8 protein-coding genes and 3 tRNA genes are annotated in these 13,625 nt (G+C 62.2%); 10 read left to right on the top strand and 1 reads right to left on the bottom strand.

What is annotated here, in order from left to right:
• Nucleotides 1-14 precede the first annotated feature (14 nt).
• From RAB70_RS13400 to RAB70_RS13365, 8 genes are all read left to right on the top strand, one after another.
• Nucleotides 15-2,306 (top strand): M20/M25/M40 family metallo-hydrolase, encoded by a 2,292-nt coding sequence (locus tag RAB70_RS13400; RefSeq protein WP_148828225.1) that lies wholly within the window; start codon nucleotides 15-17, stop codon nucleotides 2,304-2,306.
• Nucleotides 2,307-2,411: 105 nt separating this feature from the next.
• Complete coding sequence (locus RAB70_RS13395; protein ID WP_148828224.1) at nucleotides 2,412-2,729, top strand: PadR family transcriptional regulator; 318 nt, start codon at nucleotides 2,412-2,414, stop codon at nucleotides 2,727-2,729.
• Nucleotides 2,726-3,454 (top strand): DUF1700 domain-containing protein, encoded by a 729-nt coding sequence (locus RAB70_RS13390; protein WP_148828223.1) that lies wholly within the window; start codon nucleotides 2,726-2,728, stop codon nucleotides 3,452-3,454. Before RAB70_RS13395 ends, RAB70_RS13390 begins: the two co-directional genes overlap by 4 nt.
• A 323-nt stretch (nucleotides 3,455-3,777) precedes the next feature.
• Nucleotides 3,778-4,938 (top strand): efflux RND transporter periplasmic adaptor subunit, encoded by a 1,161-nt coding sequence (locus tag RAB70_RS13385; RefSeq protein WP_148828222.1) that lies wholly within the window; start codon nucleotides 3,778-3,780, stop codon nucleotides 4,936-4,938.
• Nucleotides 4,935-7,976 carry an efflux RND transporter permease subunit gene (locus RAB70_RS13380; protein WP_148828221.1) on the top strand — a complete coding sequence of 1,014 codons (3,042 nt, stop codon included), beginning with the start codon at nucleotides 4,935-4,937 and terminating at the stop codon, nucleotides 7,974-7,976. Before RAB70_RS13385 ends, RAB70_RS13380 begins: the two co-directional genes overlap by 4 nt.
• A 58-nt stretch (nucleotides 7,977-8,034) precedes the next feature.
• Complete coding sequence (locus tag RAB70_RS13375; protein WP_148828220.1) at nucleotides 8,035-8,439, top strand: hypothetical protein; 405 nt, start codon at nucleotides 8,035-8,037, stop codon at nucleotides 8,437-8,439.
• Nucleotides 8,440-8,608: 169 nt separating this feature from the next.
• A tRNA-Ala gene (locus RAB70_RS13370) sits at nucleotides 8,609-8,684 on the top strand.
• 45 nt (nucleotides 8,685-8,729) lie between these two features.
• A tRNA-Glu gene (locus RAB70_RS13365) sits at nucleotides 8,730-8,805 on the top strand.
• A gap of 222 nt (nucleotides 8,806-9,027) precedes the next feature.
• Here the strand turns inward: RAB70_RS13365 and RAB70_RS13360 are convergent.
• A tRNA-Leu gene (locus tag RAB70_RS13360) sits at nucleotides 9,028-9,114 on the bottom strand.
• Between the two features lie 134 nt (nucleotides 9,115-9,248).
• Between RAB70_RS13360 and RAB70_RS13355 the strand changes: the two genes are divergently transcribed.
• Nucleotides 9,249-9,629, top strand: a complete 381-nt coding sequence (locus RAB70_RS13355; protein WP_017909846.1) for a response regulator — start codon at nucleotides 9,249-9,251, stop codon at nucleotides 9,627-9,629.
• A 159-nt stretch (nucleotides 9,630-9,788) separates the two neighbouring features.
• Nucleotides 9,789-13,592: a PAS domain-containing protein gene (locus RAB70_RS13350; protein WP_225851572.1), complete on the top strand. Its 3,804-nt coding sequence runs from the start codon at nucleotides 9,789-9,791 to the stop codon at nucleotides 13,590-13,592.
• Nucleotides 13,593-13,625: the final 33 nt, after the last annotated feature.

Raw genomic sequence — 13,625 nt, 5'->3', positions numbered from 1 at the left:
AACCGAGAACCCGCGTGTCCAAATCCGACACCAATCCGCGATCACCGTCGATTCCCTCAATATTGTCGATCCTCTGCTTCTTGGCAGCATGCGCGTGGATAGGATTGCTGAGTACGAGCATTCCGTCCTACCAAGAAGAATCTAACGATCCCAAAGGGTTTTCGGTAGAACGGGTGATGCGGACAACGGAACAGATCGCATCGTCCCCCCATCCGATCGGGAGTGCGGCCAACGCAGCAGTACGCAAACGACTGATGGATCAACTTGGTCAACTGGGGGTGCAAGCGGAGGTGCAACAGGGCCTGGGAGTAGATGTCGCCGCAAATGGCAGCCGCGCCGGCTTTGCCCATAACATCATCGCTCGCTTGCCAGGCCGTTTGCCAGGCAAGGCACTGATGCTGGTCGCACACTACGACTCGGTGGTGAATGGCTCAGGTGCCGCAGACGACGCTGCATCGGTGGCGGCGATACTGGAGACACTGCGGGTCTTAAAGGCCGGTAAGCCACTGCGCAACGATGTGGTGGTATTGCTCACCGATGGAGAAGAGGCAGGGAGCCTCGGCGCCAGAGCCTTCCTGGACGCGCACTCCGCCGACGGGAAAATTGGCCTGGTACTCAACTTCGAATATCGCGGCAACGCCGGCCCGGTCTACATGTTCCAGACCAGCCGCGACAACGCGACATTGATCGACGGCTTTGCGACAGCGCCGCGACCAGTCGGAACATCACTGATGTCGGAGATCTATCGGCTAATGCCGAACGATACCGACCTGAGTGCATTCCTCGACGCCGGCGTGCCGGGGCTCAACTTTGCGGCGATCGGCGGCATGAGTGCATATCACACTCCCCTTGACCGCCCGGAGAACATCAGCAAGGCGACACTGCTGCATCAGGGTCAGACCATGCTGGCCATGACCCGTCATTTCGGCAACGCTGACATCAGCGCGCTGCAGACCGGTGACGCGATTTACTTCAACCTGCCTGGCCTGGGCCTTGTGCGATACTCAACCGCCTGGACCTGGCCGCTGTCGATAATCGCACTTGCGCTGCTTGCGCTTGCGTTCCATCGCGGCGTGCGTCGCGGCGAATTGCGCCCTGCGAGGGCAGTATTGGCGCTTCCCGTATTGTTGCTGCTGGCAACGATACTTGCCATCGCCGTGCTGTTGTTATGGCTGGGCATTTGCGCAATCCAGCCGGCGTACCGCAACTTGGGCGAAGTCTACAACCCAGGCTGGTATTGGCTCGGCTTCGTCGCATTCGGCATCGGCGGGTTCACGGTCCTTGCAGGAAGGCTCGGCAAGCGCATCACACCGGTGGAACTTGGCATGGGTGCCCTATTGGGCTGGAGCCTCGCTTTGTTGGCAAGCGCGGCATGGGCTCCTGGGTTCAATTTTCTGCTCGTGGCCATCGTCGTGCCTCCGTTGCTTGTGATCAATGCCGGCCTATGGCCGCATCAGGCGCTGGATACCTACCCAACGACCAGATCGCTAGCCTGGGCGACTCTCGCCGTCATTCCGGGCACCGTGCTGGCTGCTCCATTGCTGCAAGGACTGTTGCAGGCAGTCACGACGCATGCGGCGGCGTTGGCCATCTTCGTCCTGGCGCTATTGCTGGGGCCGACCACACCATTGCTGGCTGCGCTCCGCCGACGTTGGCTGATACCCGCGATTCCTTGCGTCGCCAGCGTCGTGCTAATAGTCGCTGGACTGCTGACCACTGGCTTCGACCGCGCCCACCCGATACCCGACAGTCTGATCTACGTCCAGAATGGCAACGACGGCAAGGCATTCTGGATATCGCCCGACGCTACATTGGACGCATGGGCCGGCGCCGTGTTCGGATCGCACCCGCAAAGGCGCAAGCTCACAGAAGTGTACGGCCCCCAGGCCCGTGACTACTGGGTCTCCTCCGCGCCAAGCTTCGGCCTCCCCGCGCCAGCGATCGACGTGCTGCACGATACTGTGGCCGGAGACATTCGCACGTTGCAGTTGCGAATCCGTTCGTTGCGTCGCGCGCCGGAAATCAGGGTATTTCCCGAAGGGGCGGAACTGCTCGGGGTACGAGTCGGCGGCAAAGACGCTGGAGTCAGGACAAGCAATCGTTGGGGACTGATTCTCTACGCGCTCCCCGCCGAAGGCATCGATGTGGAACTGCGCGTGAAAGCCAACAAATCGTTCGGCTTGAGGGTCATCGATCGAACCTACGGACTCGGCGGCCTCGGAGCGCCCGAGCGGGCCAGTGACCGGATGGCTGAAGGAAACTCGGCAGGCGACACCGTACAAAGCGTGAATTTCATCAAATTCTAACGCTCCAGCTTGCCGTTTTATGCAAGGTACCTTGCATTGCAAGGTACCTTGCAATACATTGCTTGCACCAGTTCGCTCTGAACCGGAAGCGCCAGGGTGGCAAGCATGAACTCGCAATTGAAGAAAGGTGCGTTGGAAATGTGCGTACTCGCGCTTTTGGCGGTCGAGAGCAACTACGCCTACGACCTCGTGGCCCAGTTGGCGAATCATCTCGACATCAGCGAAGGCACTATCTATCCGCTGATGCGTCGTCTGCAAAATGACGACTACGTGACGACATATCTTGTCGAAGCGGCAGGTAGTCCAGCTCGCAAGTATTACAAGCTGACAGCCGCCGGTGAGCAGGAGTTGAATCGCTTGCGCAAAGAGTGGCTCGAATTCTCCGGTGCGGTAAACAGCCTTCTTGAGGAGACCAGGACATGACGCGCGATGCCTATTTGAACACGCTGAGGCGTGGCCTGCGAGGCCTTCCTTCGGAGATGCAGCAGGAATTTTTGGAGGAGGTCTCTCAGCATTTCAGCGATGGACTCGCCGAAGGCCGTAACGAGGCGGAAATCGCCATCGGCTTGGGGGATCCAGAGAAACTGGCCGCCGAATACCGCACAACGGTGCGGCTGGATTCTTTTCGGCGACGTAGCAGTCTCGGAAACTTCTTTCGACTGCTACGCGCGATCTTCGGGCTCGCGGGACTCAACATGGCACTCGGAGCACCAGCAGCGGTCTTGACTCTGCTATGCATGGCACTGCATACGGTCGCCATCAGCGTTTATCTGACCGGCATACTACTCGTCTCCAGCGGAGTGAGCGGCGTGGACCGCATTGCGATCCGCGCCGCCACTGCGCCTACAATCGAAGTGCAGCAACCAATGGAGGGGCAAGACATGCCGCAGCGCGGGCTCGAACTGGAAATCGTGCACACGGGCCTACGCGTCGTCGAGTCGACAGCGGATTTGCGGCGACCTGCGCCGGATTTGGCGGAACGCTGTTTAAGTGCCTTGCTTGGCATCTTGTACGTTCTGATCGCGATTCCCATCTGGAACCTATGCATTCGCCTAGACCGTCGCGCCATTCTTTGGCTGGCAAGCTACGCCCGCACCAATCTCAGAATCGCCCGCAGCGCACGGACTGCCGATGCAGTTCAGCTTTGAGCCATCGCTCACGCTCTACGCCATCCATTCACCGCCAATGATCACTGAAGGAACCTGTCGATGATCCGGCTCTCCCGACTGCGGCATGCACTAGTGCTCGCGCTTCTTACGTCCACTCTCGTCGCAGCGGCCAGTCTGTTCCTAGCCTATTCGGCAGACACGCCGACAGCCACGGACACCGTTCGGCCCAGCCGAGCGGACCGGTGAGCGACAAGACTCCAACGAATTTTCCAGGCCGATCGAAGTACGTCTGGCCACAAGTGCGCACTTGACGGCAACCGCAAGCAGCCGCGGCATCACCGAAGCAACCGAACGGACTTCTGATGAAAAACAAGAAAAGGATTGCCGCCGTTGTCGCTCTGCTAGGTATCGGTCTGTTGGTCGTCCTAACGGCCATGCGCGGCGGCAAGCAGACGCCAAAGGGAGACACGACCACCGAAGCTGCCCCCTCCGTCCTCACCGTCAGCACGGTCGTTCCGGAGATGCAGCAATGGCCGGTCAGCGTAAAGGCCAACGGCACCGTTGCCGCGTGGCAGGAGACAATTATCGGAAGCGAGCTTTCTGGCGTACGCCTCGTTGAAGTCTTGGCAAACGTCGGCGATATCGTCGCCAAGGGCGATGTCATCGCGCGACTTCAAAGCGACAGTATTGCGGCGGAGTATGCGCAGCAGGAGGCAGTGGTGGATGCTCAAAACGCCGCCGCAGCGGAAGCCAGAGCCAATGCCGTGCGCGCTCGTACACTTAGCGAAAGCAAGTTGATGAGCGCACAGCAGGCAAACCAATACATCACGGCAGAACGCAGTGCCAACGCCAACTTGCAGGAAGCGATGGCGCGCCTTGAAAGTCAGCGCATCCGCTTGCGCCAGACAGTCTTGCGCGCGCCCGACGCCGGCGCCATTTCTGAGCGGGCCGCAACGGTAGGTTCGGTTGTTTCGCAAGGCGACCCATTGTTCAAGCTGATCCGTCAGGCTCGCCTTGAATGGCGCGCCGAAGTTCCGGCCGACATGATGTCGCGCATCAAACCCGGCCAGACCGCGCATGTGCAACTCACCGACGGTACGACCTTGGATGGGACGGTAAGAGCCAGAGCCCCTACCGTGGATCAGAGCACGTTCACTGCACTCATCTACGTCGATCTACCTAGATCAGACATGATCAGAGCCGGCATGTTCGTGAGCGGCGGGTTCGAACTTGGCAACAGCCAGGCATTGACGGTGCCGCAGAGCGCGGTGGTCTTTCGCGACGGAGCGAGCTATGTCTATTGCCTGGGACGCAACAACAAGGTCGTGCAGACAACGGTAACCATCGGGCGCCGTGCAGGCCAACGCATAGAAGTGACCCGCGGACTTCATGCCGGGACACGCCTCGTCGAACAAGGCGCAGGATTTCTCGCTGATGGCGACGTCGTACGCGTGTTGCAAGCGAAGCAAAGCACTTCGCAAACGGACCATGCGCTGTCAAAATCCGGAGGGGAAAAGACGTGAACCTCTCCAGCTATTCGATACGACACCCTATTCCGGCAATTGTTTTATTCATTCTTCTTGGTGTCGCCGGGTTTTATAGCTTTCGCGAATTGACGGTACAGCAAGATCCGGACATTGACTTCCCGATTGTGACGGTCACCACCAGCCTTCCCGGCGCCTCGCCCAATCAACTGGAAAATGAAGTCGCGCGAAAAATCGAGCACTCCCTCTCATCGGTTTCGCAGATCCGCCATGTTACGACATTGATCCAAGACGGCGTGGTGGTGACGGATGTCGAGTTCCGCTTCGGAAAGGACATCAGCGAAGCGATGAACGATGTGCGCGATGCAGTCAATGAAATCAGGACCACCCTTCCCTCGGAAATCAACGATCCGATATTCAGCAAGGCGACCACGACCGGGCGCCCCATCTTGACGTATGCGGTGTCCTCCGATCATCTGAATGAATCCGATCTTTCCTGGTTCGTCGACGAAACGATTTCAAAGAAGTTGTTAGCCCTGCCTGGAGTAGGCCGGGTCCAGCGTGTTGGCGGAGTCGAGCGTGAGGTGCTGGTCGAGCTTGACCCCGTAAGAATGACCGCAGCCAACGTATCGGCCCCTGATGTCTCGCAGCTCCTTCTGCTGGTTCAACAGGAGGCATCCGGCGGCAAAGCCGGCATTGGCGGCGGCCGTCAGAGTGTACGTATCCTAGCCACCGCCCGCAGTGCGACAGACATCGCCGCGTTGCCCATCACCCTGCCTGATGGACGCCAAGTGCAACTACGGCAAATTGCAACAGTCAGCGATAGCACTGCCGAACGCAAATCCATCGCCTTGCTTGACGGGAAGTCCGTGGTTGGCTTTGAGGTTTCCCGCAGCAAGGGAGCCGGTGAATTGGACGTCGCTGCAGAAGTGCGTGCTGCAATAGCGCGACTGAATGCGAGCGAGCAGCACATTGTCGTGACCGAAGCGTTCGACGCGATCTCTGGCATCCAGAAGAACTATGCCGAGTCCATGCGGCTCATCTACGAAGGAGCGCTTCTCTCTGTATTGGTGGTAGGCCTGTTCATGCGTGATTGGCGGGCGACGCTGGTTGCGGCAGTTGCGCTTCCGCTATCGATCATTCCCACGTTCTTCGCCATGCTCGCCCTAGGCTTTACCTTGAACATGATTACCTTACTGGCACTGTCGCTGGTGGTGGGCATTCTAGTGGACGACGCGATCGTCGAAATCGAGAATGTGATTCGTCATCTACGCATGGGGAAGACACCTTATCGTGCCGCCATGGATGCTGCCGAGGAAATTGGCTTGGCCGTTGTGGCGACCACATTCGCCCTTGTTGCAGTTTTTTTGCCGACTGCATTCATGCAAGGCTATGTCGGCCAGTATTTCAAGCAGTTCGGCTGGACTGCTGCCACAGCAGTGCTTTCGTCATTGTTGGTTGCACGCCTACTGACCCCAATGATGGCTGCATATCTGATCAAACCAGCGCTGACGAAGGAAGAGGACAAGCCAACACCGCTCACAAATCGCTATCTTGGGCTAGTGTCATGGTGTCTGAGTCACCGTCGCACCACCGTCGCTCTGGCCATCGCGCTGTTTGTCGGTTCGTTGGGCTTGATTCCTCTGCTACCGACCGGCTTTCTACCACCGAGCAACGCCAATCAAACAAAAGTTTCGCTGGAGCTTGCACCGGGCGCCACGCTCCAGCAGACCCACCTCTCGGCAGAGCGAGCGCGTGTCCTGATGCAACGCGTTCCGGACGTAGCAAGTGTCTTCAGTGTCGTCAGCGCGAGCGGCCAGGCTGACCTTACCGTCAACCTGAGGAATGCCGAGCAGCGTACGCGTAGAAAGACCGAGGTCGACCAGGCGCTGCGCGCCGCACTGGTGGATTTGCCCGGCGCACGCGTCACGGTCGGCAATAGTGGCAATGCCGAGATGCTTGACCTGACCTTGCTTAGCGAGGACGGTCCGGCGCTGGAGAGAACTTCCCAGGCGATCGTGCGCGAGATTCGCGGCATTCGTGGCATCGGCAATGTCAATTCCAGCTCCAGCCTGGTCAAGCCAGAACTGGTGGTCACTCCGGATTTCGTTAAAGCGGCCGAGCTCGGCGTCAATGCCGCGACGATCGGTGAGACTTTACGCATTGCGACGGCGGGCGATTACGACATCCGCCTCGCCAAGCTCAATCTGCCAGAGCGCCAAGTGCCTATCCGTGTACGTTTGCCGGAAGGCGTGCGCCAAGACCTCGAGCAGATTGCACAGCTGAAGGTCAGGGGCAACAACCAGATACAGATACCGGTAGGCGTGGTTGCCAACTTGCGCATTGACGGCGGTCCTTCACGCATCGAGCGTCTCGATCGCATGCGCCAGGTCACGATCACAGCCGAACTCAATGGTTTGCAGCTCGGCGATGTCATGGAGCAAGTCGATGCTTTGCCGTCCGTAAGGATACTGCCGCCCAATGTGATGATCGGCGAGTCTGGAAACGCCGAACTGATGCACGAACTGTTTTCTGGCTTTGGCATCTCGATGCTGGCGGGATTGCTTTGTGTTTATCTCGTACTGGTGCTTCTTTTCAAAAATTTCTTGCATCCCCTCACCATTCTCGTGGCTTTACCTTTGTCGTTCGGGGGGGCCTTCACAGCGCTTCTGCTCACCAACAGCGCATTTTCGATGCCCGCCTTGATCGGTATCCTGATGCTGATGGGCATTGCCAGCAAGAACTCCATCCTTTTGGTGGAATACACCATCCTCGCCAGGCGCGATCACGGCATGTCTCGCTTCGATTCACTCATCAGCGCCTGTAGATATCGCGCACGCGCGATCATCATGACCAGCATCGCGATGGTGGCCGGAATGCTGCCAACCGCGTTAAGTATCGGAAGCAGTTCAAGCTTTCGCGCCCCCATGGCGATCACGGTCATTGGTGGCATTGTGACGTCCACGCTATTGAGCCTCATCGTGATTCCCGTGATTTTTACCTACATCGATGACCTTGTGAGTTACTTGATGCGCCTCACCGGCCTGGGCCGTCCGGTCGGCATGGCGCCCAACTAGGCATCGGCGAGCTTTGCTTTGATAACATTCCGCCCCCCACTCCGTCCGGAGAACCGTCATGTCCCAGCGCCAGATTGCCATCGCTCTTTTCCTGATATTCGGTCCCGCTCAGGTAGCGCTTGGCAGCGATGCGACCCAGGACATTTCCATAAGCATTGCCGACAATGACGACTCGACGCCAAGATCGGCCCAATGCACGGCGAGCAACAAGTTCGGTACAAAGCAGTTGGTCGTGCCCGGCACTATCACGGTGCATACCAGCGATGACGACCTAGTCATCGCATGCACTAGCAATGGCTACTCAGCACGAGAGACCTATGGAGCAAAAATGACGGGCAAGGCTTGCACCAGCATCTTGCATTGCGGTGGCTTCGGCTTCGTCATCAACAGCCGCACCGGCGCAGGCTATAGCTATCCGGCCAAGATCGAGATCATGTTGCGCGCAGATTCCTCCATACAATGATCGAGCAGGCCTCCGCCGACCTTTGGCGGGATGCGGAGGAACATGCCAGCGATGGTGAGAGCAGACCGTCCCCCCCCCCCCGAGCGATGGACGGGAAGTTGAAGAATTTGCGTTTCACCCCTTGCGTCATCGTGTAGGCATCGCTAACATCTCGCTCCTCGCAGCACGTGGGGCCATAGCTCAGCTGGGAGAGCGCTTGCATGGCATGCAAGAGGTCGCCGGTTCGATCCCGGCTGGCTCCACCAACTTTTCGGACATAGGCCGTCCGCAAAGTGACATCGTTAAACAGCGTCCCCATCGTCTAGAGGCCTAGGACATCACCCTTTCACGGTGGCGACCGGGGTTCGAATCCCCGTGGGGACGCCAATTTTTGCAGTGCATGAAAGCCCGATCTGAGCATCGGGTTTTTTTGTTTCGGCAATTGTCTTCCCTTGCCCCGCCGACTCAGGCGATCGGTTCAGCTCAGAAGGCTCGGCAACCAAGCACCTTGAAAAAGCCAGAGCTGCTCACGCTCAGGCGCGCCACCGGCGCGATACACGCGCAGAATCTCTGAAAACGCAAACGGCAGCCGAGGCTGCCGTTTGGACTTGGTGCCGAAGGTGGGACTCGAACCCACACGCTTTTAAGGGCGGCGGATTTTGAGTCCGCTGCGTCTACCGATTCCGCCACTTCGGCGCGGCTGGCGAGTATAGACGATTGGAAGCGCCTGCGACAGGATTAAATGCTTCATGTTCGCTCGGATCTCTGCTTGGTCGACTCCAAGTTCGCTACCGCTATACTCCTCATTCCCAAACCTTAACGAGCAAGCGATGTCGGCATTGCGGGGCCTGCGTATCCTGGTGGTCGAGAACGACGAAATGAACGCCACGCTGCTGGAGTTGCAGCTTGCCCAGGCCGGTGCCGAGGTGGTCGGCATCGCCGCATCCGTGCAGCAGGCCCTTGCGCTGATCGACAGCGAGCGCCCGGACCGGGCGGTGCTCGACTTCCGCCTCTCCGCCGGCGAGACCAGCGAACCGGTGGCCCGGGCGCTCAGCGAACGTGGCACCCCCTTCGTGCTCGCCACCGGCGTGGCCGCCGACGCGCTCCCTCCCGGTTTCGCCGCCGGTGTGGTGCTGACCAAGCCGTACCTGTCCGAACAGCTGATCAAGGCATTGCAGGACGCTCACGCCAAGACGACCGCGCGCCCCTGAGAATCCTCGGCCGTAAGCCCGCCGCCTGGCGGGAACGCTTCGAGGAACTCCGCCATCAACGCCAAGGACTGTTCGCCGCCTCCTGTCCGGTTTCCTGCCGGCAGCGCCACGGGGGCCTTGCTGCGCGCCATCGATTGGCGTGAGCACGAACTGGGCCCGATGGAGCACTGGCCGCGGAGCCTGCTCACGGCGCTGTCGATCTGCCTGAACTCGCGGTTCCCGATGGCGGTGCGCTGGGGCGAGCGCCAGTTCAACCTGTACAACGACGCCTACGTGCCGATCCTCGGGTTGCGGCACCCGCAAGGGTTCGCGCGGCCGATGGAAGAGGTATGGCCGGACGTCTGGCCCGAGGTGCGGGCGCAGGCCGACCAGGTGATGGCCAGCGGCGAATCGACCTGGAACGAACATATTCCGTTGACGATGATGCGCAACGGCTACGGCGAGCAGGTGTATTTCACCTTCTCCTACAGCCCGCTGTTCGACGACGAGGGCCGCATCGCCGGCGTGCTGTGCGTGTGCACCGAGGATACGGCGCGGATCACCCTGGCGCGCGAACGCGACACGCTGCTGAAGGCGCTGGACGCGCAACGTGCGCAGATGGCCGATGCCTTCGAGCAGTCGCCGGCGGCGCTGGCGATCCTGCGCGGCCCGGATTACGTGATCGAGACCGTCAACCGGCGCTACCAGCAGCTGGTCGGACCGCGCGAGGTGGTCGGCCGGCCGCTGACCGAGGCCATCCCCGAAATCCAGCATCAGGGCGTCATTGGCCTGCTCGACAACGTCCGCACCAGCGGCGTGCCGTTCATCGACGAGTCGATGACCTTCCAGCTGTGCCGCAGTCCGCACGAAGCGACCTCGGACACCACGCTGGAATGCGTGTACCAGCCGATGCACGACGCCGAGGGCCGGGTCAGCGGAATCCTGGTGCATGGCATCGACCGCACCGAACAGGCGCGCGCGCAGGCGCACGACAGCTTCCTGCTGATGCTCGAGGACACCCTGCAGAACCTTCACAGCACCGAAGCCATCTGCGAGACCGGTGCCGCCCTGCTCGGCCAGCACCTCGGCGCCAATCGCTGCGCCTACGCGATCGTCGAGGCGGACGAGGACGTGTTCGACGTGCGCGCCGACTACGTCGACGGCGCCTCGCACCTGACCGGGCGCTCGCGCTTCAGCGATTTCGGCAGCGACCTGCTGGACTGCATGCGCGAAAACCGGCCGTGGGTGGTGCAGGACACCGAGACCCACCAGCCGCCGATGCGCCTGGACGACCAGAACTACCGTCGTCTGGGCATGCGCGCCGTGCTGACCGCGCCGCTGCACAAGGCCGGCCGCCTGGTGGCCGCGATCGGCGTGCACCAGGCCCAGCCGCGCGTGTGGACCTCGGCCGAGATCGAGCTGGTGCGGCTGGTGGCGGCGCGCTGCTGGGAATCGATGCAACGCGCGGGCGCGCAAAGCGCACTGGCCAGCAGTGCCGCGCGCCTGAGCGAACTGGCCGATGCGATGCCGCAGATCGTGTTCACCGCCATGCCCGACGGCCACGTCGACTACTTCAACCGCCGCTGGTACGAGTACACCGGGCTGCCGGTCGGCGAGGCCGGCTACGACAGCTGGCGCCATGTGCACACCGAGGAAGGCCTGGCACGGGTCATGGAGGTGTGGCCGGAAGCGCTGCGCAGCGGCAAGCCGTACGAGATCGAGTACCCGCTGCGCCGCCACGACGGCGAGTACCGCTGGCATCTCGGCCGCGCCCTGCCGATCCGCGACGACAGCGGCCGCATCGTGCGCTGGATCGGCACCAACACCGACATCCACGACCGCCGTCTGGTCGAGCAGCGCCTGCAGGAAAGCGAACTGCGCTTCCGCCAGCTGTGCGACAACGCGCCGGTGATGATCTGGATGTCCAATGCCGACGGCGACTGCGAATACATCAGCCGCCAGTGGTATCTGTTCACCGGGCAGAGCGAGCAGGAGGCGCTGGGCAGCGGCTGGCAGGAAATGATCCATGCCGACGACCTGGCCACGGTCGGCCGCACCCTCGCGCGCGCCTGCGCCGACCGCCGCGCCTACACCGTGGAATACCGCCTGCGCCGCCACGACGGCGAGTACCGCTGGTGCGTGGACACCGCCACGCCGCGCTTCAGTTCGTCCGGCCAGTTCCTGGGCTTCATCGGCTCGCTGCTGGACATCGCCGAGCGCAAGCGCATCGAGAATGCCACCACCGCCGAGCGTGCGGCGCTGGAGATGATCACCACCGGCAAGCCGCTGAGCACGGTGCTGGAGGCGATCGCGCGCGGCATCGAGTCGCAGAGCGATGTCGGCCTGCGCTGCACCATCATGCTGGTCGACGAGCACCGCCAGTGCCTGCTGGAAGGCGCCGCGCCGAGCATGCCGCCCGCCTTCCGCAAGGCGGTGCAGCGCCTGCCGATCGACCCCAACACCGGCTGCTGCGGGCGCGCCGCCTATCTGCGCCGGCAGGTGCTGTGCAGCGACGTGCGGGTGAACCCGCATTGGCAGGCGTATCTGGCGACCGCCCTGGAGGCGGACATCGTCGCCTGCTGCTCGACGCCGATCCTGGCCAGCGACGGCGAAGTGCTGGGCGTGGTCGCGCTGTACTACCCGTTCGTGCACTACCCCAACCCGCACGAACAGGATCTTGCGCGCTCCGCCTCGCACCTGGCCGGCATCATCATCGAGCGCCGCGGCACCGACCTGCGCCTGCAGCAACTGCTCGCCGCCGAGCAGAGCGCGCGCAGCGAGGCCGAACGCGCCAGCCGCATGAAGGACGAGTTCCTGGCCACGCTCAGCCACGAGCTGCGCACGCCGCTGAACGCGATCCTGGGCTGGTCGCGGCTGATGCAGGACGATGCGGTGCGCCAGAAGGACCTGACCAAGGGCCTGGAGGTGATCGAGCGCAGCGCGCATTCGCAGGCGCAGATCATCGACGACCTGTTGGACATGAGCGCCATCCTGTCCGGCAAGGTCCGCCTGGAGGCCGGCGAGCTGGACCTGCGCGCACTGCTCAGCGAGACCATCGATGCGGCGCGCCCCGGCGCGCAGAACAAGGGCATCGACATCGCGCTGGTCGCCGACGAAGCGACCGCCCTGCCCTATCTGGGCGATCGGGTGCGGCTGCAGCAGGTGCTGACCAATCTGATCGGCAACGCCATCAAGTTCACCCCCAGCGCCGGCACGGTCACGGTGACCCTGGACAGCACCAGCACCCACGTCCGCATCGCCGTCGGCGATACCGGCATCGGCATCGACCCGGCGTTCCTGCCGCACGTGTTCGACCGCTTCCGCCAGGCCGACGCCAGCAGCACGCGCAGCGCCGGCGGCCTCGGCCTGGGCCTGGCGATCGCCAAGCAGCTGGCCGAACTGCACCAGGGACAGTTGTCGGTCAGCAGCGACGGCGTCGGCCTCGGCGCGACCTTCACCCTGCTGCTGCCGCGCAACGACGTACAGAGCCTGGATCCGATCCGCCGTGGCAACGATACCGCCCTGTCCGGCGGCATGCTGCGGCGTGACGGCATTCGCCTGGATGGCGTGCGCGTGCTGGTGGTGGACGACGACATGGATTCGCGGGGCGTCACCCAGCGCTTCCTGCAGGAAGCCGGTGCCGTGGTCGAGGCCGCGGTCTGCGCCGACGATGCCGAAGCGCTGCTGCGCGAACGGCCCTATGCGCTGCTGGTCAGCGACGTCGGCATGCCGCGCCGCGACGGCCACAGCCTGATCCGCAGCATCCGCGCCCGTGGTGTCGGCGCAGCCAGCCGCATCCCGGCCATCGCGCTGACCGCCTACGTGCGCAGCGAGGATCGCGCGCTGGCCCTGGAGGCCGGCTTCGATGCGCACCTGGGCAAGCCGGTGGATCCGGTCAAGCTGCTCGGGCTGGCCGCATCGCTGGTGGCGCCGGCACCGGCCGCGCTCGCCACCGACCAGAGCCAACGCGCCGAATCGGCCTGAGTCGGCGCTGCGCGGCTGCACCGTGCGGCCGGC

Source organism: Xanthomonas sontii (assembly GCF_040529055.1).
GTDB classification, from domain to species: Bacteria; Pseudomonadota; Gammaproteobacteria; order Xanthomonadales; family Xanthomonadaceae; genus Xanthomonas_A; species Xanthomonas_A sontii.
Note: the sequence above shows the minus strand (reverse complement) of the source record. Positions and strands in the feature narration are given on the sequence as shown.

Coding starts and splice junctions, on each gene's coding strand:
- RAB70_RS13395 (WP_148828224.1), top strand. CDS start 2,412: ATGAACTCGCAATTGAAGAAAGGTGCGTTGGAAATGTGCGTACTCGCG.
- RAB70_RS13390 (WP_148828223.1), top strand. CDS start 2,726: ATGACGCGCGATGCCTATTTGAACACGCTGAGGCGTGGCCTGCGAGGC.
- RAB70_RS13385 (WP_148828222.1), top strand. CDS start 3,778: ATGAAAAACAAGAAAAGGATTGCCGCCGTTGTCGCTCTGCTAGGTATC.
- RAB70_RS13375 (WP_148828220.1), top strand. CDS start 8,035: ATGTCCCAGCGCCAGATTGCCATCGCTCTTTTCCTGATATTCGGTCCC.
- RAB70_RS13355 (WP_017909846.1), top strand. CDS start 9,249: ATGTCGGCATTGCGGGGCCTGCGTATCCTGGTGGTCGAGAACGACGAA.
- RAB70_RS13350 (WP_225851572.1), top strand. CDS start 9,789: ATGGAGCACTGGCCGCGGAGCCTGCTCACGGCGCTGTCGATCTGCCTG.